Annotated in this window: 18 protein-coding genes and 2 rRNA genes (1 of these 20 only partly in view); 5 read left to right on the top strand and 15 right to left on the bottom strand. The window is 57.2% G+C overall.

Features of this window, described 5'->3' with window-relative positions:
* Both RHM65_RS21475 and rrf read left to right on the top strand, forming a co-directional pair.
* A 23S ribosomal RNA gene (locus tag RHM65_RS21475) occupies nucleotides 1-2,403 on the top strand; it begins 488 nt to the left of the window's first position.
* A 141-nt stretch (nucleotides 2,404-2,544) separates the two neighbouring features.
* Nucleotides 2,545-2,660 (top strand): 5S ribosomal RNA (rrf, locus tag RHM65_RS21470).
* Between the two features lie 106 nt (nucleotides 2,661-2,766).
* On the opposite strand, the gene RHM65_RS21465 is transcribed toward rrf, so the two are convergent.
* The 3 genes from RHM65_RS21465 to RHM65_RS21455 are packed head-to-tail and all read right to left on the bottom strand — an operon-like array spanning nucleotide 2,767 to nucleotide 6,671.
* Nucleotides 2,767-4,998: a xanthine dehydrogenase family protein molybdopterin-binding subunit gene (locus tag RHM65_RS21465; protein WP_322169058.1), complete on the bottom strand. Its 2,232-nt coding sequence runs from the start codon at nucleotides 4,996-4,998 to the stop codon at nucleotides 2,767-2,769.
* 15 nt (nucleotides 4,999-5,013) lie between these two features.
* Entirely contained in the window at nucleotides 5,014-5,997 is a 984-nt protein-coding gene (locus RHM65_RS21460) for a xanthine dehydrogenase family protein subunit M (protein ID WP_322169061.1), read from the bottom strand.
* Nucleotides 5,997-6,671, bottom strand: coding sequence for a (2Fe-2S)-binding protein (locus tag RHM65_RS21455; protein WP_322169064.1), 675 nt, complete (start codon nucleotides 6,669-6,671; stop codon nucleotides 5,997-5,999). Before RHM65_RS21455 ends, RHM65_RS21460 begins: the two co-directional genes overlap by 1 nt.
* Before the next feature lie 185 nt (nucleotides 6,672-6,856).
* On the opposite strand from RHM65_RS21455, the gene RHM65_RS21450 reads away from it, so the two are divergent.
* Together RHM65_RS21450 and RHM65_RS21445 are read left to right on the top strand one after the other, a co-directional pair.
* Entirely contained in the window at nucleotides 6,857-8,188 is a 1,332-nt protein-coding gene (locus tag RHM65_RS21450) for an NfeD family protein (RefSeq protein ID WP_416194765.1), read from the top strand.
* Between the two features lie 2 nt (nucleotides 8,189-8,190).
* Nucleotides 8,191-8,949 carry a slipin family protein gene (locus RHM65_RS21445; RefSeq protein ID WP_416194766.1) on the top strand — a complete coding sequence of 253 codons (759 nt, stop codon included), beginning with the start codon at nucleotides 8,191-8,193 and terminating at the stop codon, nucleotides 8,947-8,949.
* Between the two features lie 6 nt (nucleotides 8,950-8,955).
* On the opposite strand, the gene RHM65_RS21440 is transcribed toward RHM65_RS21445, so the two are convergent.
* Genes RHM65_RS21440 through RHM65_RS21425 form a run of 4 tightly spaced genes read right to left on the bottom strand, consistent with a single transcriptional unit; the run spans nucleotide 8,956 to nucleotide 13,749 of the window.
* Complete coding sequence (locus tag RHM65_RS21440) at nucleotides 8,956-10,431, bottom strand: efflux transporter outer membrane subunit (RefSeq protein ID WP_322169070.1); 1,476 nt, start codon at nucleotides 10,429-10,431, stop codon at nucleotides 8,956-8,958.
* Nucleotides 10,432-10,479: 48 nt separating this feature from the next.
* Nucleotides 10,480-12,072, bottom strand: coding sequence for a DHA2 family efflux MFS transporter permease subunit (locus tag RHM65_RS21435; protein WP_322169073.1), 1,593 nt, complete (start codon nucleotides 12,070-12,072; stop codon nucleotides 10,480-10,482).
* Nucleotides 12,069-13,208, bottom strand: a complete 1,140-nt coding sequence (locus RHM65_RS21430; protein WP_322169076.1) for an HlyD family secretion protein — start codon at nucleotides 13,206-13,208, stop codon at nucleotides 12,069-12,071. Before RHM65_RS21430 ends, RHM65_RS21435 begins: the two co-directional genes overlap by 4 nt.
* Nucleotides 13,209-13,215: 7 nt before the next feature.
* Entirely contained in the window at nucleotides 13,216-13,749 is a 534-nt protein-coding gene (locus RHM65_RS21425) for a helix-turn-helix domain-containing protein (RefSeq protein ID WP_322169080.1), read from the bottom strand.
* A 448-nt stretch (nucleotides 13,750-14,197) separates the two neighbouring features.
* Between RHM65_RS21425 and RHM65_RS21420 the strand changes: the two genes are divergently transcribed.
* Nucleotides 14,198-14,461: a DUF2790 domain-containing protein gene (locus tag RHM65_RS21420; protein ID WP_322169082.1), complete on the top strand. Its 264-nt coding sequence runs from the start codon at nucleotides 14,198-14,200 to the stop codon at nucleotides 14,459-14,461.
* Nucleotides 14,462-14,576: 115 nt separating this feature from the next.
* On the opposite strand, the gene RHM65_RS21415 is transcribed toward RHM65_RS21420, so the two are convergent.
* The 8 genes from RHM65_RS21415 to RHM65_RS21380 all read right to left on the bottom strand — a co-directional run bounded on the left by RHM65_RS21415 (nucleotide 14,577) and on the right by RHM65_RS21380 (nucleotide 20,594).
* Entirely contained in the window at nucleotides 14,577-14,810 is a 234-nt protein-coding gene (locus RHM65_RS21415; RefSeq protein WP_322169085.1) for a hypothetical protein, read from the bottom strand.
* Between the two features lie 180 nt (nucleotides 14,811-14,990).
* Entirely contained in the window at nucleotides 14,991-15,851 is an 861-nt protein-coding gene (locus RHM65_RS21410; RefSeq protein ID WP_322169088.1) for a lipase family protein, read from the bottom strand.
* A 237-nt stretch (nucleotides 15,852-16,088) separates the two neighbouring features.
* Nucleotides 16,089-16,394 (bottom strand): hypothetical protein, encoded by a 306-nt coding sequence (locus RHM65_RS21405; RefSeq protein WP_322169090.1) that lies wholly within the window; start codon nucleotides 16,392-16,394, stop codon nucleotides 16,089-16,091.
* A gap of 103 nt (nucleotides 16,395-16,497) precedes the next feature.
* Nucleotides 16,498-17,235 (bottom strand): histidine utilization repressor, encoded by a 738-nt coding sequence (gene hutC / locus RHM65_RS21400; RefSeq protein WP_322169092.1) that lies wholly within the window; start codon nucleotides 17,233-17,235, stop codon nucleotides 16,498-16,500.
* Nucleotides 17,232-18,371 carry a histidinol-phosphate transaminase gene (gene hisC, locus RHM65_RS21395; RefSeq protein ID WP_322169094.1) on the bottom strand — a complete coding sequence of 380 codons (1,140 nt, stop codon included), beginning with the start codon at nucleotides 18,369-18,371 and terminating at the stop codon, nucleotides 17,232-17,234. Before hisC ends, hutC begins: the two co-directional genes overlap by 4 nt.
* On the bottom strand, nucleotides 18,368-19,168 hold the full coding sequence (locus RHM65_RS21390; RefSeq protein WP_322170869.1) for an amino acid ABC transporter ATP-binding protein: 801 nt from the start codon (nucleotides 19,166-19,168) through the stop codon (nucleotides 18,368-18,370). The genes hisC and RHM65_RS21390 overlap by 4 nt, the downstream gene beginning before the upstream one ends.
* A gap of 98 nt (nucleotides 19,169-19,266) precedes the next feature.
* The gene (locus RHM65_RS21385) at nucleotides 19,267-19,938 is read right to left on the bottom strand and encodes an amino acid ABC transporter permease (protein ID WP_322169097.1); all 672 of its coding nucleotides are present in this window, start codon (nucleotides 19,936-19,938) and stop codon (nucleotides 19,267-19,269) included.
* Complete coding sequence (locus RHM65_RS21380; protein WP_322169100.1) at nucleotides 19,935-20,594, bottom strand: amino acid ABC transporter permease; 660 nt, start codon at nucleotides 20,592-20,594, stop codon at nucleotides 19,935-19,937. Before RHM65_RS21380 ends, RHM65_RS21385 begins: the two co-directional genes overlap by 4 nt.
* Nucleotides 20,595-20,596: the final 2 nt, after the last annotated feature.

Raw genomic sequence — 20,596 nt, 5'->3', positions numbered from 1 at the left:
GTGAAATAGATCCTGAAACCGTATGCGTACAAGCAGTGGGAGCCCACGTTGTTGGGTGACTGCGTACCTTTTGTATAATGGGTCAGCGACTTATTTTCAGTGGCGAGCTTAACCGAATAGGGGAGGCGTAGCGAAAGCGAGTCTTAATAGGGCGTCTAGTCGCTGGGAATAGACCCGAAACCGGGCGATCTATCCATGGGCAGGTTGAAGGTTGGGTAACACTAACTGGAGGACCGAACCGACTACCGTTGAAAAGTTAGCGGATGACCTGTGGATCGGAGTGAAAGGCTAATCAAGCTCGGAGATAGCTGGTTCTCCTCGAAAGCTATTTAGGTAGCGCCTCATGTATCACTGTAGGGGGTAGAGCACTGTTTCGGCTAGGGGATCATCCCGATTTACCAACCCGATGCAAACTCCGAATACCTACAAGTGCCGAGCATGGGAGACACACGGCGGGTGCTAACGTCCGTCGTGAAAAGGGAAACAACCCAGACCGTCAGCTAAGGTCCCAAAGTCATGGTTAAGTGGGAAACGATGTGGGAAGGCTTAGACAGCTAGGAGGTTGGCTTAGAAGCAGCCACCCTTTAAAGAAAGCGTAATAGCTCACTAGTCGAGTCGGCCTGCGCGGAAGATGTAACGGGGCTCAAACCATGCACCGAAGCTACGGGTATCACTTAGGTGATGCGGTAGAGGAGCGTTCTGTAAGCCTGTGAAGGTGAGTTGAGAAGCTTGCTGGAGGTATCAGAAGTGCGAATGCTGACATGAGTAACGATAATGGGTGTGAAAAACACCCACGCCGAAAGACCAAGGTTTCCTGCGCAACGTTAATCGACGCAGGGTTAGTCGGTCCCTAAGGCGAGGCTGAAAAGCGTAGTCGATGGAAAACAGGTTAATATTCCTGTACTTCTGGTTATTGCGATGGAGGGACGGAGAAGGCTAGGCCAGCTTGGCGTTGGTAGTCCAAGTTTAAGGTGGTAGGCTGGAATCTTAGGTAAATCCGGGATTCTAAGGCCGAGAGCTGATGACGAGTGTGCTTCGGCACATGAAGTGGTTGATGCCATGCTTCCAAGAAAAGCTTCTAAGCTTCAGGTAACCAGGAACCGTACCCCAAACCGACACAGGTGGTTGGGTAGAGAATACCAAGGCGCTTGAGAGAACTCGGGTGAAGGAACTAGGCAAAATGGCACCGTAACTTCGGGAGAAGGTGCGCCGGTGAGGGTGAAGCATTTACTGCGTAAGCCCACGCCGGTCGAAGATACCAGGCCGCTGCGACTGTTTATTAAAAACACAGCACTCTGCAAACACGAAAGTGGACGTATAGGGTGTGACGCCTGCCCGGTGCCGGAAGGTTAATTGATGGGGTTAGCTAACGCGAAGCTCTTGATCGAAGCCCCGGTAAACGGCGGCCGTAACTATAACGGTCCTAAGGTAGCGAAATTCCTTGTCGGGTAAGTTCCGACCTGCACGAATGGCGTAACGATGGCGGCGCTGTCTCCACCCGAGACTCAGTGAAATTGAAATCGCTGTGAAGATGCAGTGTATCCGCGGCTAGACGGAAAGACCCCGTGAACCTTTACTATAGCTTTGCACTGGACTTTGAATTTGCTTGTGTAGGATAGGTGGGAGGCTTTGAAGCGTGGACGCCAGTCTGCGTGGAGCCAACCTTGAAATACCACCCTGGCAACTTTGAGGTTCTAACTCAGGTCCGTTATCCGGATCGAGGACAGTGTATGGTGGGTAGTTTGACTGGGGCGGTCTCCTCCTAAAGAGTAACGGAGGAGTACGAAGGTGCGCTCAGACCGGTCGGAAATCGGTCGTAGAGTATAAAGGCAAAAGCGCGCTTGACTGCGAGACAGACACGTCGAGCAGGTACGAAAGTAGGTCTTAGTGATCCGGTGGTTCTGTATGGAAGGGCCATCGCTCAACGGATAAAAGGTACTCCGGGGATAACAGGCTGATACCGCCCAAGAGTTCATATCGACGGCGGTGTTTGGCACCTCGATGTCGGCTCATCACATCCTGGGGCTGAAGCCGGTCCCAAGGGTATGGCTGTTCGCCATTTAAAGTGGTACGCGAGCTGGGTTTAGAACGTCGTGAGACAGTTCGGTCCCTATCTGCCGTGGACGTTTGAGATTTGAGAGGGGCTGCTCCTAGTACGAGAGGACCGGAGTGGACGAACCTCTGGTGTTCCGGTTGTCACGCCAGTGGCATTGCCGGGTAGCTATGTTCGGAATAGATAACCGCTGAAAGCATCTAAGCGGGAAACTAGCCTCAAGATGAGATCTCACTGGGACCTTGAGTCCCCTGAAGGGCCGTCGAAGACTACGACGTTGATAGGTGGGGTGTGTAAGTGCTGTGAGGCATTGAGCTAACCCATACTAATTGCCCGTGAGGCTTGACCATATAACACCCAAGCAATTTGCGATGAAGCAAATTGAGGTGTGTGAAGACGACACAACCGAAAATTCGAAACCCACAGATCTATCACATCCCCATTCGCTGGCACGTGAACTCGCAGGAGGGCACGCACTGGCTACTGAATTTCTTGACGACCATAGAGCATTGGAACCACCTGATCCCATCCCGAACTCAGCAGTGAAACGATGCATCGCCGATGGTAGTGTGGGGTTTCCCCATGTGAGAGTAGGTCATCGTCAAGATTAAATTCCAGAACCCCTGATCGCTTATGCGTTCAGGGGTTTTGTTTGTCCGCAAGAAAAAATGTATGGCGAAAACCCTGCCAGGTCTGCCTCCAGTCCGCATCATCTACGCACGAAGCATCGGTTCCTCCGCCATCAATTTGTCCAAAGAGATCGGCAAATCACGCACCCGCTTACCTGTTGCGTGATACACGGCATTAGCAATCGCAGCCGCCAAACCGGTGACCCCAATTTCGCCTATCCCGCGTGCACCAAATTCATTGAGTTTGTAGTCGGGATAGTTGAGCAATATCACCTCGACATCGGGTTGGTCAGCATGAACCGGCACGACGTACTCTGCATAGTTGTTGTTAACCGGCATCGCGTTGCGCTCGTCGTATTCAGTCCCTTCAAATAACGCCATCCCGATCGCCATGACGATTGCGCCTTCAACCTGGTTGCTGGCGGTCTTCTGATTGATCACTTGGCCGACATCAATAGCGCTCACAACTCTGGCCACCCGCAACCGGGAAATGCCCGGATCCCAACGCACTTCGACAAAGTGCGCGCCGAACGAGCGGAAGGAATATTTATCGGTTTCGGCCATGCCGGTATGGGCTTGACCATCGGCGCTGGCGAGTTTTTGGGCGTTAAGCACGTCAGCGATGGCCATGGATTTATCGGCGCTCTTCAGGTTTCCGCCCTCGACGCCCAATGAGTCAGCATTGGCCCCGGCAAATGCGCCGCGCGGGCTGGTGGCGAACGCTTTCAATTGAGCAATCGCCTGACGTGTCGCTTCGGCCACGGCGGGCAAGACGCTCGCTGTGGCCCAGGATCCGCCGGAAACCGGCGCTGGAGGAAACGACGAGTTACCCAGTTCAACCTCGATTTTATCCAGCGGCAAACCGGTCAAGCTGCTGATCGCTTGGGCAATCACAGTGTAGGTGCCGGTGCCGATGTCCTGCACGCCGCAGATGGCATATGCGGTGCCATCGGCACGCAATGAAACCCGAGCTTCGGCGGGGGTGCGATAAGCGTCCCAATTGCAGGCTGCCATGCCATATCCGATCTTTTCATGACCCTCTTGCATCACGCCGATGCGTGGGTCGCGGTGCTGCCAACCGAAACGCTCGGCGGCTTGGTCGATGGCGTCCTGCAAGTGATTACTCGACCATGGCAGGTTCTGACTTTCATCTCGGTCGGCCACATTAAGTTTCCGAAACGCCATCGGGTCCATATTGATGATCTCCGCCATTTCGTCCATGGCGGATTCCAAGGCGAACAGTCCGGGCGCAGCGCCGGGCGCGCGCATGGACGTGGGTGTGCCGTGATTGACCTCTACGGTTTTCTGGCTGACTAGCACATTAGCGCAGCTGTAAAGGCTGCGAGTAGAGGTGCCGCAGTTTTCAACGTACTGGTCGGTAAACGACGTGGTGTTAATCGATTCGTGCCGCACAGAAATCAATTTTCCCTGCGCGTCGGTCGCCAACCGCACCCGCTGCTGGGTCGCAGGCCGGTGCCCGGTGGTGGTGAACATTTGTTGCCGGGGCACGACCAGTTGTACCGGTCTGTCGAGCATTTTGGCTGCACCACAGGCGGCCACTGAATGCGGCCAGATCCATAACTTGCTGCCAAAGCCCGAACCAATGAATGGCGCTCGCACTTCGACCCGATCCGGGGTCACGCCAAAGATCCGCGACAACGCGTTACGGTGCGCAACCACCCCCTGAGTGGCTTCATACACGTACAAGTGGCCATCTTCCCAATACGCAATCGTCGCGTGCATTTCCATTGGGTTGTGGGTTTCGACCGGCGTCGTGTAAGTGGCGTCCATGAAGTGCGGTGCTTGGTCGAATGCCGGTCCAGGGTCGCCTCGGCTATGACCGCGACCTCCTTCCTTGGGCGGCCCAGCTTTAAGACCTTGCTGCAAGTTGGCAACGGTCGGGCTTTTGCTGTAGCTGACGGCGACCTTATACGCTGCCGCTCGGGCATGTTCGAATGTATCGGCAACGACCAGCGCGACAAATTGGCCGGCGTAATGGACCGTGTCGTCTTCGAACGGCAGTCGGTTTTCGTCGGCCTTACTGCTGGTCAGGATATTGGCCGGGGACGTCTGGATCGGCGACGTGTGGTACACCTCGGCAAAATGCCTTGAGTGAAAAATATCAATGACGCCGGGGGATTTACGCGCCTCATCAAGGTTCAGCGCGGTAACTTTCCCACTGGCGATGGTGCTGAATACCCCATAGCCATACGCCATATTTTTCGGGTGGTGGTCGGACGCATACAGGGCTGTGCCCGTGACTTTGCGGCGCCCGTCGATGCGGCGTGGACTGCCACCAATTATGGGTTCACTCATCGGGTCGTCCTCCGCTCAAGCTGTTAGGGTTTCGAAGTTACGGATGATCGCTTGTCGCCCCAACGGAATCTTGTACGCGTTATGGCTATAAGGGATCGCTCCCTGAAGCGCGGTAGCCGCTGCTTTTTCCAAGGCTTCCGGGGTCAACGGTGCGTTTTTCAACGATTGCTCGGCAGCCAGGGCGCGCCAGGGTTTGGTGCCCACACCGCCCATGGCGATCCGTACGTCGCGGACCGTGTTGCCCTCAAGCACAACAATCACCGCGCTGGATGCCAGGGCGAATTGATAGGACGCACGGTCACGCAGTTTCAGATAACCCGAGCGGCTGTTAGCCAGCGGCGCATCGAGAATTACATGGGTAATCATTTCATCCGGCAACAAGGCATGCTCCTGCGATGGCGTGGCGCCAGGGAGTAAATGGAAGTCGAGAAAATTTATTTCTCGTACGCCTTTCGGGCCCTGCACTTGAACCGTCGCCCCGATGGCGGCCATGGCCACGCACATGTCAGAAGGGTGAGTTGCAATGCAGTGATCGCTGGTGCCCAACACCGCATGGACGCTGCGGTTTTGTCCCTCAATCGCCGAGCAGCCCGACCCGGGTTCACGTTTATTGCAGGGCGATACGCCGTCGCGAAAATAATCGCAACGAACCCGCTGCATGACGTTGCCCGCCGTGGTCGCCTTATTGCGTAGTTGGGTCGTTGCGCCCGACAGCAATGCCTGCGACAACACCGGGTAGTGGGTCTGGATCTGTTCGTTTTGCGCCAGCGCTGTGTTGCTGACTAATGCCCCAATACGCACTCGGCCGTCGTCAAGAACGATGATTTGTTTCAGCGACAGATGATTAACGTCGATGACCTGTACCGGACGCATGATATCCAGCTTGACCAAATCCAGCAGGGTCGTGCCCCCTGCCAGGAAAAACGCCGACTCGGATTGGCTGTAGTAGTTGATCGCATGCTCGATGCTGTCGGCGCGAACATAAGTAAACGTTCTCATCAGCCGATCTCCTTCATTTTACTGCGCGCCGATTGCACCGCCGCCAGGATGTTTTTGTAGGCGCCGCAACGGCAGATATTGCCGCTCATGGCTTCACGCACGCTGGCGTCGTCGCCGCCAATGTTGCTGTCTTTCAGGATCGCCACGGCGCTCATGATCTGGCCGGAGGTGCAATAACCACACTGATAGGCGTCATGTTCCCAGAACGCTTCCTGCACCGGATGGAACACGTTGCCTTGGGCGATGCCCTCAATCGTGGTGATGTCGTCGCCCTCATGCATGGCCGCCAACGATAAGCACGAGTTCACCGCCAGCCCGTTGACATGCACGGTACAGGCGCCGCACTGGCCGTGGTCGCAACCCTTTTTGGTGCCTGTCAGGCTCAACCGGTCGCGCAGTACATCCAACAGCACCGCGTTAGCCGGCAGGTTGAGGGCATGGGGATTGCCATTCACGTTGAGCACCATTCGCCGCTCGCCGGGGGCCGGTGTCCTAGGGGCTTCGGCGGTCGCGGCTTGGGCTTGAGCTGCCGCTTGCAGCCAGAGGGGCGAGGTCGCTGCAGCGAGACTGGAAACGCCTACGGATTTCAGAAAGTTACGTCGGGAGGGGGTCGCAAGGTCGCGCAATTCTGGCGGGATCGACGGCTTACCGCCCTTGTCATGTTCATCGGTCATTGAGGTGATCCTCTTTAAACAACGGTCGGCAAAGCTTAGTTCTCGGTAGCTTTCGGTCAAACGTGGTCGCTCGGGCGGATCTGTTTCTGACCAATAACCGATTAAAAACCGGGCAGGGCTCGTAGATCGCCGGCATCAACTAAAATGACTGACAGCGGTCTATGGGATGTGTTCAGGAGGATCTTTTGAACGGTTGCGGATGGCGTGGGTTGCTCGTCTTGATACTGCTGCTTTGGTTGCCGGTGGGGGCCAATGCGGCAAATGGCGCTGTTCGGGTGTTAACCCTGAACGACGCCATCGGGCCGGCCAGCGTCGAGTACGTGGTCGACGGTCTTGCCAAGGCGGCGGGCAAGCACGCCCAGTTGGTGGTCATCATCCTCGACACACCGGGCGGCCTTGAAAGCTCGATGCGGGTGATCGTGCAGGCGATTCTCGCCAGCCCGGTGCCAGTGGCCAGTTTTGTCTTGCCCAGTGGCGCCCGTGCCGCGAGTGCCGGTGCTTATATTCTTTACGCCAGTCACATTGCGGCCATGGCACCCAGTACTCATTTGGGTGCCGCCACCCCGGTTCAGTTGGGCGCCCAACCCACGGCTGGCGATCCCACTGACACGTTGACTCGTAAGCAGGTCAGCGACGCCGCCGCGTTCATGCGTGGCCTGGCACAACTGCGCGGTCGTAACGCGGACTGGGCAGAACAGGCCGTCCGTGACGCCGCTAGCCTCACTGACTCGGAGGCGCTGAGCTCAAAAGTCATTGAGTATCAAGCGAAAGACCTGGACGACCTGCTCGGACAACTGGACGGTAAACGTCTGATCATCAACGCTCATGAGGTTCAACTGCACACGGCGAACGCCCTAATTGTTCAAGACGATCCCGACTGGCGTATCAGTCTGTTGACCCTTATTACCAACCCAAACGTCACACTGATCCTGATCGTCGTCGGGGTGTTCGGCTTATTGGTCGAGTTTTTCAACCCTGGCTCGGCAGCGGGAGGCATTATCGGCAGTATCTGCTTACTGTTGGCGCTGTATGCCCTGCAACTGCTGCCAGTCAATTATGTCGGTGTTAGCTTGATTATGCTCGGTGTGACGCTGATGGTGGCCGAGGCATTTTTGCCGAGTTTCGGGGCCATTGGCTTCGGCGGCGTAGCCTCGTTTATAACCGGTGCCATGTTGTTGATGAGCACCGACGCCCCCGGATTCACCATTGGCTTGCCGTTGATCTTCAGCGTGGCGGCGATCAGCGCGGTGTGCCTTATCGGATTGGCGGGGGCAATGCTCAAATCGCGCCAGCGCCAGGTGGTCAGCGGTGACGCGGGCCTGGTCGGCAGCAGCACCAAGATCACCGCGTTGCAAACCGACAACCCACTGGGTGGCTGGGTGCAATTGCAAGGCGAACACTGGCAGGTGCTGAGTTCGGCACCGCTCAGAACCGGGCAACGGGTCCGGGTCGTGGCGCGTCGCGGGGTGATCTTAGATGTCATGCCGGCGCCCGAAACACCTCAACGGGGAGACTGATCATGTTTGTGCAATTGGGCTTTGGCACGTTGTTGTTGCTACTGGTGTTGGTGGCAATGTCGACGTTTCGCATCCTGCGAGAGTATGAGCGCGGGGTGGTGTTTCAACTCGGGCGATTTTGGCAGGTAAAGGGCCCCGGCCTGATCCTGTTGATTCCGGTGGTTCAGCAAATGGTCCGGGTTGACCTGCGCACCATCGTTCTGGACATACCACCGCAAGACGTGATCACCCGCGACAACGTTTCGGTGAAGGTAAATGCCGTGCTGTATTTTCGGGTCCTCGACCCGCAGCGGGCAATAATTCAGGTCGAAGACTTCCTGATGGCCACTAGCCAATTGGCGCAAACCACCTTGCGCGCGGTGCTCGGTAAACATGAACTGGATGAGCTGCTGGCTGAGCGTGAGCGGCTCAACGTTGATATTCAGAAAGTGCTCGATGCCCAGACCGATTCGTGGGGCATCAAGGTGGCGAACGTTGAAATCAAACACGTCGACCTTAACGAATCAATGATTCGTGCCATCGCCCGGCAAGCCGAAGCCGAGCGTGAACGCCGCGCTAAAGTGATTCATGCTGAAGGTGAATTGCAGGCGTCGCAAAAGCTCGCCGAAGCCGCCGAAATGCTGGGGCGCGAGCCTGGCGCCATGCAGTTACGTTATATGCAAACGCTGGGTTCGATCGCCAACGACCGAACCTCCACCATCGTCTTTCCGATGCCCATCGAACTGCTACAAGGGATGGCAAACCTGGCGCCAAAACCCTAAATAGATTCAGTTCTTGGCAGACAGCGTTTCTTGGGACCATCCACCGCCCAGGGCCCGGAAGGTTGCCACCGCCGCCCGCGCATCATTGGCGTGAAGTTGCGCCAACTGATCGCGGGCGGTGAGCAGCAATCGGTCTTCGTCGAGCACTTCAATCAGGCTGATGGCGCCGCCTTTGTAGGCATCTTGCGCGGCGCCCCGCGCAATTTTGTGCGCGGCGACTTCTTGATCGACTTCAATGCGTTGTTGCTCAAGCTCGGTCAAGGTCACGATGGCGTTTTCCACGTCTTCGGTGGCGCGCAACATAGATTGCCGGTATTGAGCCAGCGCTTCGGCATTGGCGCCTTTGGCTTGCGCAACTTCAGCATCGACCCGGCCGAAATCGAACAAACGCCAATGCAGACCAATCACGGCTTGCGGTTGAAACGAAGCGGCTGAGATCAGATCACCACTCTTCAAGCTTTCGAACCCGAGCAAGCCGGCCAGCGAAACTTTCGGGTAATACTCGGACACCGCTTCGCCGATGCGCGCGTTGGATGCGGCCAGACGTCGCTCGGCGGCAATCACGTCGGGACGTCTGCGCAACAGGCTTGCAGGGCTGCTGGTGTCGCTGATGGTCGGCACGCTAAACACCTGCGAACTGGCGACCAACTCTTGGGCGTAGGTCCCCGGCTGTGTCCCCATCAACACGTCCAGACGATTGAGCTGCAACGCCAGTTCGGTGCGCAATGGCGGCACCGTAGCGCGGGCTTGCAACACCAATGCCTGAGCCTGGGCTTGCTCGCGGTTGGTCGCCAGGCCACTGGCCATGCGCGCCTGGACCAAGCTCAACAGGTTGGTCTCGATGTTTATCTGGTCTTGGGCCAATTCGATGCGCTGTTGCGCGCCACGTACCCGGAAATACGCATCGGCAGCTTCGGCGGCGACTGAAATTCGCACCCCGGCATGGCTCGCCGTGGCCGCTTGCGCTTCGGCAACGGCGGCTTCTTCACCGCGCTGCAGGCCGCCCGCGAGGTCAGTTTCCCAACTGGCCCCGGCGCCAATGGTTTCCAGGGTTTGGTCGCGGCCATAGCCGGGGAACGCACTGCCGATTTCACCCAGTGCGCTGTTGGTTGATTGATGCTGACGCACCGCTTGAGCGTCCAGATTGCCTTGCGGCAAGCGATTGGCCCCCGCTTCATGGGCGGCAGCGCGGGCCTGATCGACTCTGGCCATGGACACAGCAAGGTCCAGGTTCTGCGCCAATACCCGCTGAATAATCAGGGTCAGTTCAGGATCATTGAAACCGGTCCACCAGGTGTCCAGCGACGGGGCAGGGGTTTCCCCCACCCGTTGCTGCAACAACGATGCATTGTTGAAGGCGGCGGTCAGGTTGTTCGTCGGTTTTTCATAGTCCGGGCCGACGGCGCAGCCTGCCAGCGCGACGAACAGTGCCGTCAACGCAAACAGCCGGGAGCCTGTGAAGCGAAACGCCAAAGCATTCATTGTCCGGTCCTCGAAGAGCAAATAGGGGCGAGCAGGTTCATGGCTGTCTCAATGGGCGTCAGGTGACGGCGTGGCCGGCGGCACCACTTTGTGCATCAGCGGCACCATGGCGGCGGCGATGATGAAACACACCATGATCGCCAGGAATGCGTCGGAATAGGTTTGCGTCTGTGCCTCGCGATACGTGAGCAACCACAATTGCTGCAACGCCGCAGTCGTGCCTTCACTCCCGGTTTGGCCTAGGGTGGCAAGATTGCCGCCGACTTGGCTCAGCCACTGGTTCATGGCTTCGTTGCTGGCGTTCAAGTGTTCCGCCAGACGGGTGAAGTGTAAGTTGGTGCGGTCATTCAGAATCGTTGCGCAGGCTGCGATGCCAATGGCGCCGCCCAGGTTACGCATTAGGTTGAACAGCCCTGACGCTTGCTTGAGACGCGACATCGCCAGGCCGCCCAGGGTCAGGGTCACCGCAGGAGGCACTGCTAATTGCTGGGCCATGCCGCGCAATGCTTGTGGCAAGATCAACTCACGACCGCCCCAGTCATGGGTGATTGGCGAGAAGTCCCACATGGACAGCGCAAACAGACTCAGGCCGAACATCATGATCCAGCGCAGATCGACGCGGTTGGCCAGAAATCCATACAGCGGGATAGCCATGATCTGAAACACGCCGGTGGAAAACACGGCCAGGCCGATGTCCAGTGCGCTGTAACCACGCACGCGCCCGAGAAACAGCGGGGTCAGGTAAATCGTTGCAAACAGGCCGATGCCGGTCACAAAGGAAAAGAAGCAACCCAGGGCAAAATTACGCTCTTTGAGGGCTCGCAGATCAACAATGGGATTGCTCACCATTAGCGTGCGGCTGATGAACACCAGCGCTGACAAACCGGAAATCCACGCCGTGGTCAGGATGGTGCTATCACTGAACCAATTCCAGCGCGGGCCTTCTTCCAAGGTGTATTCAAGGCAACCGAGAAATAGCGCCATAAACACCATGCTCAGGTAGTCCGCGCCTTTAAGCAGGGAGAGATCCGGTTCATCGATCCGCACCAGCATCGGCACTGCAACGGCGACGAAAATACCCGGTATCAGGTTGATGTAGAACAACCAGTGCCACGACGAAACGTCGGTAATCCAGCCGCCAATGACCGGGCCAAGCGTCGGCGCCAACGAGGCGATTGCACCGATGGTGGAGGCCGCAATGACCTTCTGTTTCCCGGTGAAAAACATGAAGGCGGAGGTGAACACCAGCGGGATCATCGATCCACCGAGGAAGCCTTGCAGCGCACGAAACGCAATCATGCTCTGGATGTTCCAGGCCGCACCGCACAACAGACTGGCCAAGGTGAAACCCACGGCGGAAGCGCAAAACAGCCAGCGGGTAGAGAACACCCGCGACAACCAACCCGACAACGGAATAACCACGATTTCGGCGATCAAATAGCTGGTCTGCACCCACGCTGTTTCATCTGTACCGGCGGACAAACCACCGCCGATATCCCGCAGCGAGGCCGACACAATCTGTATATCCAACAGCGCGATGAACATGCCGATGCACATGCTGGCAAAGGCAAACACCTTGGTCGCGGTAGCCATGGACGCTGCGTCAAACGGTTTGGCCGGTGCTGCGGTCGTGGCACTCATGGCGCACTGGCCTGATTCGGCGTTACCGAATGGGCAGGGTGGTTCGAATCGTCGCGTGTATCCACTTCAGCGGTCACTGACAAGCCCGGGCGCAGGTGACCCAGCACCCCGTCGGCTTCATCAAGGTGCACGCGGACCGGAACCCGCTGCACGATTTTGGTGAAGTTGCCGGTGGCGTTTTCCGGTGGCAGCACGCTGAATTGCGAGCCGGTTGCAGGCGCCAGGCTGTCCAGATGGCCGTGGAATTCGTGACCCGCAAGCACGTCTGCATGGATCGAGACCGCTTGCCCTGGGAGCATGTGCGCCAGTTGGTCTTCCTTGAAATTCGCGTCGACCCACAAACCGTTGGCCGGCACCACCGACAGCAGCTGCGAACCGGCGGCAGCGAATGCACCCACTCGAGCGCGGCGATTGCCGATCATGCCGTCAACCGGGGCGCGTAATTCGGTATAGCCCACGTTCAACTGCGCCATGTCGCGCTCGGCCTTGGCCTGCATCAGCGCGGCCCGAGCTTGTTGTTTCTGGGTCGAAATCACCGCGATCTGCCGTTGGGTCGCCAGCATCGACGCCTGAGCCTTGGCCCCGTTGGCCTGGGCGGTCTTGAACGTAGCGTCGGCGCGCTGGGCGCTTTCAACCGACACCGCCTGTTGCCCGACCAACTTTTGATAGCGGGTCTGGTCATCGCGAGAGCGGACGATTTCGGCGTTGGTCGCATCGATACTGGCCTTGGCTTGGCCAATCACCGCATATTGCAGTTGTTCAGTCGCGTCCAGGTTGGCCAGCAACGCCTCTTGTGCCGCCACCGCGCCTTCGGCTTTGTGCAATGCCGCCACGTAGTCACGGTCATCAATTTTCACCAGCAAGTCACCGGCATGCACCCGTTGGTTGTCAGTGACTTTCAGCTCCATGATGTAACCCGAGACCTTCGGCCCAATCACGGTGACATCGCCACCAATGTAGGCATCATCGGTGGACTCAATAAAGCGCCCGACCGTCCACCAGCGCAGGCCAAAAACCACCGCTAAGATCAGCGCGGCAAACAAGACCACCCACAACAACAGCCGTTTGAGTGTCAGGCGTTTTTTTGTCGGGACGACTGCTGAGTCGATCTCACCCACGTCAGTTGAGCTATTCATTACACGTTCATCCGTTGGATGCAGGAATGGAGGGTTGCTGGCGCTGGGCCAAGCGGCGTACACGTCCTTTTTCGAGACGCTCATAGACTTTTTCGCTGGCCGCTTCACCCGCCCGAACAGCGTGTTCTTCACGGTTGATTTTTTTGCCGGTGTTGGCATCAATCAACGCCAGGTTGACCGCTTCGCCACTGGTTTCGTCGGCCAGATAAATGCTTTTGCCTTCGGGCGAAAAGTGATTGTTGCCCCATTCCATCAGTGTCAGCAGTACCGGCCGGAAGTCACGTCCGCGCGGGGTGAGTACGTAGTCATAACGCGGAGGTTTTTCGCTGTAGAGACGACGTTCGAGCAGCCCACCGTCCACCAGGTCGTTGAGGCGGCGGGTCAAGGTAGTCGGTGTGATACCAAGACTTTTCTGGAATTCGTCGAAACGGCTGAGGCCGTAATAAGCATCACGCAGAATCAGAATGTTCCACCACTCACCGACGTGCTCAAGGCTACGAGCGATCGGACAGTGCATGGACTCAAAGCTTTTCCTCTTCATGACCCACCTCAGTAACAGGATGTTTCGTTGAATTATGGTCATAATGTATACGGGTGACTCTCATCATGCAAGTCACTCGATAGACCTTTAGTCAGGTGGCTGAAAAACAACGTGCTGGGGGCTTCGGCGGTAGGCTGTATGTGGGAGCCAACGTGTTGGCGAGGCTATTTCTGTCTCGCCAATACGTTGGTTCTTACAGAGGATTGAACCGCCACCACACGCACCGAGCTCAACGCCCCCGCCATTTGATCTCTATCCTTAGCCCGCATTGTTATTAAAAAAGCAGATAGTCTTTGTCCAGAACAGGGCTGTGTCTATTTAGGCTGGCGCCCTATTATTCTCCTCGCCAACCAGCAAAACCCCAGCAAACAGGTGAACCACCCAAGCGTGCATAAACCTTGTGATGAACCCGGCTGTTTGCAATTCCTGAACTAAAAGGACTACAAAGATGAAAGCGTCACTGTTGTTGTTATTGATGTGTGCGTCTGCAGCAAGCATGGCCGATGAAAAAGCTGCCGTTACCGCGCAGCAACAACCCGCCGTAGAGCAGTACACCTACTCAATGAACCTCGACGTCGCCAAAGTTATTTCCGTCAGCGAAGTGTCTTCAGGCTGTGAAGCTGCACCGGTTCGTATGAACTACCTGGACTCTGCCGGCAAACAACATATTGTTGAATACCTGATGATGGGCACCGGTTGCTCGAATGGTTAATCGCTGGATAAGTTAGAGGTTTTAATTGCCGATACTTAAAATAACGTCATTAAAAAAGGCCCTGTCATGCAGCGCCTTTTTTTGTGTGTGCGTTAACTGTTAAATGACGTTATTGCTAAGCCGACAACTCAGTCAGCCGCTGAGTGCACGCATCATCGTAGGCCACGTACAAACGCTCTGCGATTTGACTCTTGATTGCCTTTCCACTTTCCAGGCCAAATACAAAACCTTCGGCTTTGCCGCCTGCGCGGTTCAAATCTTCAGTGGTGCCTGCCTGGGTAATAGCGTCCAGCAGTTTCTCGGCATCTGGCCCAACGCCCTTCGGTAACGCGATTCCGTCGAGGCTCATTGTCCGGTCCCTTCCTGAGAATGCTCGGCGCTATCTAGGCGGCAAGGCTGCATGCGGTGTTGGTCAATCATGATCAATTCCTTTAAGCGGGAGTCTCGGGCGCTGCGTAAAACCACAGGCCGCGACGATGGTAGGCCAGGCCCCGATGGTTTGCGAGCGGCAATCAGTGATGAAGTCGGATTACCAAAACGCTCGCACGTAATTGATGGGCGAGTGATCGGCCCATTCGCGCAGAAATACGTTCTCAGCATTGCCCGCGTAACGCGCCAGATAGTCGAAGCGGGCTCGCTGCTGATCCTGATGAATCAACGCCGACGACATGTCGTCTTGCATCACGCCATAACGGTCGATATAGCCCAAGCCATGAACGTGGTTGAAGCCCAGATTGGCGGGCACTAACTCGGTCACCACGTCACAACAATCCACTAACCGGGCGATGCGTAAACGAGTATTGGCCGACACATGTTCGGTGAAATCACGGTCGCCGACCCGTGGTGAACCCAGTGCGACCAAAAAATCGGCATCGGCGGGTCCCGCCAACAGGGTCGCAATGGCTGCGCCCAAGCTGTGGCCGGTAATAGTCAATGATGTGCGCTGATTCGCCGTCTCATTGAGCCACTTTTCCACCGACGGCCATAACCCCAGCGCCGCCTTGGCAAGTCCGCTGTGGACTTTGCCGGACCCCAACGGCCAGGCCATGCGCACAACCTGAGCGTCGGAGATGACGTTTTTGATGTGATCGATTTGCGTGCCGCGCAACGCGATCAACGCGCTGCCGTCTCTGCGTAGAGCACCAAAACCTTCGCTGTCTGTTTCGGGGTGTCGGAAAATGACCGGCTGCGCAAAACCCTGTGCCGACAGTAACGTGGCCAGCGCCGGTCGCCCGGTATGGACGTCTTCAAAACGCAGATAGGCCAAGCGTGCGGCTTCCACTGCCAAGGTCAAGTCATCACGGGCGGGCACAATGCCAAGCAGCGAAGGCAGGGCTTCGGGGTGGTAGAGAGCTGTTTGCGAAGGATCGTAATCGAGAGCCAGCATCATGCGTCCGCTCCAGGCGACACTCGTAATGTTCAGCTTTCAAACTCAACCGTTTGAACGGTCAAGACGCGACAACACGACGGGCCGGTTAGGGTGCACCGGCCACAGGCCGCGGCAGTGCTCTAATCAAGTTAGTTGCGATTCAGAAAATGTCCATCCAAACGGATAGATATAGGGTCATTTGAGGGGGCTTTGAGTGCGGACATCCAATGAATGTCCGCTTCACATCCGCTCTCGTTCTTAGCCGCCGTCAGTATCGATATCGGCATCGGTCTCGATGCCTTGTTCTCGCCGCTGACGAGCGCGCTCTTGCTCGGTGTCTTTCACCGAATCGGCTTCAGGAGAGAACGGATTTTCCGCCGCTGTGTGCAGTTTTTCCAACTCCAATTGCTCCCTGTCCGATGTCCGGGCTGAGCCTTCGTCAAACTGCTGGCCATCGCCCAAGTCGTGATCCGGCGTAATCGGATCAATGGCGGGATCATTGCGCTCGCCCGCGCGGGAAGGCGCGGGTGGTCGTTGGTTTTGATTGTTATCGTTAGTAGCCATGTGCACCTCTATCAGGTCCGTTTCGGGATTGACCTAATTACGAGGGTTCTCAGTCACGGACGTTCGGTCCGTGTACCAACCGGTCGTCGGTTACGGGTCAGCTTTAACTGTCCCGGTGTGCGCCGTTGACGGGCAGGCGGCTGCCCAAACGGTAGCGCGATGACGGATGCACCAGGCGCACGTAAGTGACAATTTTGGCGCCACTCCAGGTCCGGCGCATCAACACCAGGCAAGGTTCGTTGGCATCGATCTGCATGTGCCGGCTTTCTTCGCTACTGGGATGGCTGGCCTCGACAATGTGCTCCATTTCATCGGGACGAATCACGTTCAGTAGGTACTTGGCCGGCTGCAGTTGTTCGCCAAAAGACTGCTGGAGAAATTGCGGAACCAGCTCAGGATTGACGTAACGGTCCTCCAGCTGGACTGGTACCCCTTCCTCACAATGCACGCACAACAAATGAAACACCGAGGTGCCGGTGGGAAGTGCAAGGGCTGCCGCCACCGCCATCGACGCCGCTTCTCGCCCCAGATGCAGCACCTGGCACGAATAACGGTGACCTCTGGCAATGATTTCGTCGGCGATGGCAGTGATGCGCAGCAAATTGGATTGCGGCTTGCTCTCGGCGACGAAGGTGCCCACGCCGGAAACTCGGACCAAATGGCCCTCTTCGGTGAGTTCGCGCAACGCTCGGTTAACCGTCATGCGTGACATGCCCAGTTCTTGCACCAGGCGGTTTTCCGATGGAATCAGGTCCCCCGGGGTCCATTCCCCGGAGCGAAGTTTGCCTTGGACAAAATCCTTGGCGCGTCGGTATAGGGCTTGCGGTGCGGTTTTAATCACGAGGCGCTCCGCGTCTGTTCTTCGACCAGGGCATTGGCCAACGCTTCGAGGAACAAGTCGTTGTCCTCACGGTTGCCCATCGACACCCGCAAATAATCGGTGTAACCCGGCTCTCGCCACGGTTTGAGAATCACCCCTTGGCGAAGCAGCGACTGATTCAACGCCTCAGCGTTATATGCCGTGCTGAAGAACAGAAAGTTCGCCATGGACGGCACGCACTCGACACCCAGTACCCGCAACTGCGAGACCATCCGCTGCCGTTCATGGGCGACGTGGGCCAGCGTTGCGTGCAAGTGCTGGTCATCGGCCAATGCTGCAACGGCTGCTGCTTGTGCCACGCGATTAACGTTAAACGGTGTGCGCAAGCGGTCGATCAGATCGGCCAGCGCGGGGTCGCTGACAATCCCGTAACCAATGCGCAGGCCGGCCAATGAATAGGCCTTGGAAAAGGTGCGCAGCAACACGAAGGGTTTACCGCAGGCCTGAATCAACTTCAGGCAGTCCGGGTAATCGCCTTCGAACTGCGCGTATTCGTAATAGGCCTCGTCGAACACCAGCAAGCAGTGCGCGGGCAACGCCTCGAGCAATCGCTGCAACTCCTCGGCATTAAGGGTGCAGCCCACCGGATTGGAGGGGCAGGAAAACATTAGCAACCGGGTGCGCGAGGTGATGGCGGCAATCATGGCCGCGACGTCGAACGCACCGTTGGCAGTCATGGGCACGCCAATCACCTTGGCGCCGGTGGCCAAGGGGTAAATGAAATGCAGGCCGAAGGAGGGCACCACCGTGACCACTTCATCGTCGTGGTCGAGAAACACTCGGCTGATGATGCTCAGCAAGTCTTCCGAGCCATTGCCAAACACCAAGTGGTCGCCGGACACGCCGAGTTTCTTCGACAGCGCATCGCGCAACGCCAAGCAACTGGCGTCGGGGTACAAGGCGATTTGCGCGCACGCCTTGGCCATGGCAACTGCCACAGCGGGGGCGGGGCCCAGCGGGTTTTCATTGCTGCCGAGTTTGGCGACACGGGACAGGCCGAAACGCTTGCGCACCGCGTCCGCGCTGAGGCCCGCGTTGTAACTGGCCAATTCACGCACTTCAGCGCGGGCCAACAGCTGCAGGTCAGAAACACTCATGCCGGGTCGACCTCTTTGGTGTCCTGCCAAAACGCATTACGGTCCAGATAGTTCTGTAAAAACTGCTGCAAACGCGGGTGTTCAGCGTTATGGAAAATCTCCCGTGGCGTACCGCGTGCCACCACTTCACCCTGATCGAGGAACACCACAGAATCCGCCACTTGCGCCGCGAAGCCCATTTCATGGGTCACCACCACCATGGTCATGCCTTCTTTGGCCAAGGTCTTCATGACTTGCAACACCTCACCGACCAATTCCGGGTCCAGAGCTGAGGTCGGCTCATCGAACAGCATGATGTGCGGTTCCATGGCCAGCGCGCGAGCAATCGCCACCCGCTGTTGTTGACCTCCGGAAAGCTGCGCCGGATAGGACTCACCTTTGTGCGCCAGGCCGACTTTATCGAGCATGGCCATGGCGCGTTTGCGCGCTTCATCGGCTGACAATTTGCGCACCCGCAGCAGCGCTTCGCAGACGTTGCCCATCGCGGTCATGTGCGGCCATAGGTTGAACTGCTGAAACACCATGCCGACGTTACGCCGCGCCAGATTGATCTGGGACTGCGCGGCACGCTTGCGGCCCTTGCCTTTGTCTGGCACCCAGCCGAGCAGTTGCCCTTCAATGTAAATCTCGCCTTCGTCGTACTCTTCGAGGAACGCCATGCTCCGCAACAAGGTGCTTTTGCCCGAACCCGAAGGGCCGATCAAACACACCACTTCAGAATGCCGAACCTGCAAATCGATACCTTTGAGCACGCGCAGCGGGCCGAAGCTTTTGCCAACACCCTGCAATTTCAACATCGGCTCGACGTTGTCGGAGAGTGCTTCGAGAATCTTCATCGCGTCACCTGATTGCTTCGTTGCCGATAAATGCGCAGCGGTGGGATCTAAAAGGGTATTCATCGCGCTTGCTTGTGCATGAAACGGCCGACCCGTACTTCAAGAAACATACCCAGCCGCGAGCACATTTCCACCAACACCAAGTACCCGATGCACAGCACCAGCAGGGTCTCAACGAAGGCGAAGGTTTCTGAACCAATCCCCGTCAGGACCATGGTCAGTTCGGGGATAGTAATAATCGATAGCACGGCGGTTTCCTTGCACAACACGCTGACCATATTCACCAGCGCCGGAAGGATGATCACCAGCATTTGCGGAATCTGAATGCGCACGATGCATTGCATCTTGCTGATGCCCAGGCAATCGGCCGCTTCCAATTGCCCGCGCGCCACTGACTCAAATCCGCTGCGAAAGATCTCGGCGAAATACACGCTGCCGTAGACACCCAGTCCAAGAATCCCGGCCGGGATCGGGTCGAGGTTGAGGCCGAATGATGGGCCGCCGTAGTACACCAGAAACAGCTGCACCAGAAACGGCGTACTTCGAATCATCTCGATGAACACCCGCAACGGCGCACGAATCAGGTTGTTGCCAAACAACTGAGCAATCGCGATCAGCATGCCCAGCAGGACACCCAGCACGACACCGGTCGACCACGTGCCAAGGGTGACCAAAAAACCGTCGCCGATCTCGCTCAGGTGGTCGGTAATGATCCGGGGATCGAAGATCATGCGGTTCGCTCCTTCAGATGACGTTCAAGCACGCCGCCAAAGAACGCCAGCGGAATATTGATCAGGCAATAAAAGCCCGCGAGCATCAGGTAATCCTGAACAAACATGTAATCGCTGGCGGCAATGTTCTGCGCAGTGCGGGTCAGGTCAGCGAGACCGACCACCGACACCAGCGAGGACGCCTTGACCAGCAAAATCATTTCATTCACCAAGCCCGGCAGGGTAAGGCGTACGGCTTGTGGCACTTGGATTCGCACCAGCATTTGCGCCGAACTCATGCCCAGCAAGCCAGCGGCTTCCAGTTGGCCCGCCGGAATGGCGAGAAAGCCGCCGCGCATGATTTCGGCGATGTAGGCCCCGGCCGCCAGGGACAAGCCGATCACCGCCGCCGCTGTGGGCGACATGTTCGGCAGGCCGATACGCGGCAGGAAGTAATAAATAAACAGCAGTTGCACCAGCAGCGGAATGCCGCGGAACACGAAAATATAGGCGCCGCCCAGACGTTTGAGCAGGGGCACGGGTGAGAGTCGCAAGCTGCCAACTATCACGCCAATCACAAAACCGATGGCCAGTGCGGCCGTGGAGACTTCGAGGGTCACCAGCAAGCTGCTCAGCAACAGTGGAGCGTTTTGCAGCAGAAGGGGCCAATCGAACATCG

Origin of the sequence: Pseudomonas sp. CCI4.2, from assembly GCF_034350045.1 — a bacterium.
Taxonomy (GTDB): domain Bacteria; phylum Pseudomonadota; class Gammaproteobacteria; order Pseudomonadales; family Pseudomonadaceae; genus Aquipseudomonas.
Note: the sequence above shows the minus strand (reverse complement) of the source record. Positions and strands in the feature narration are given on the sequence as shown.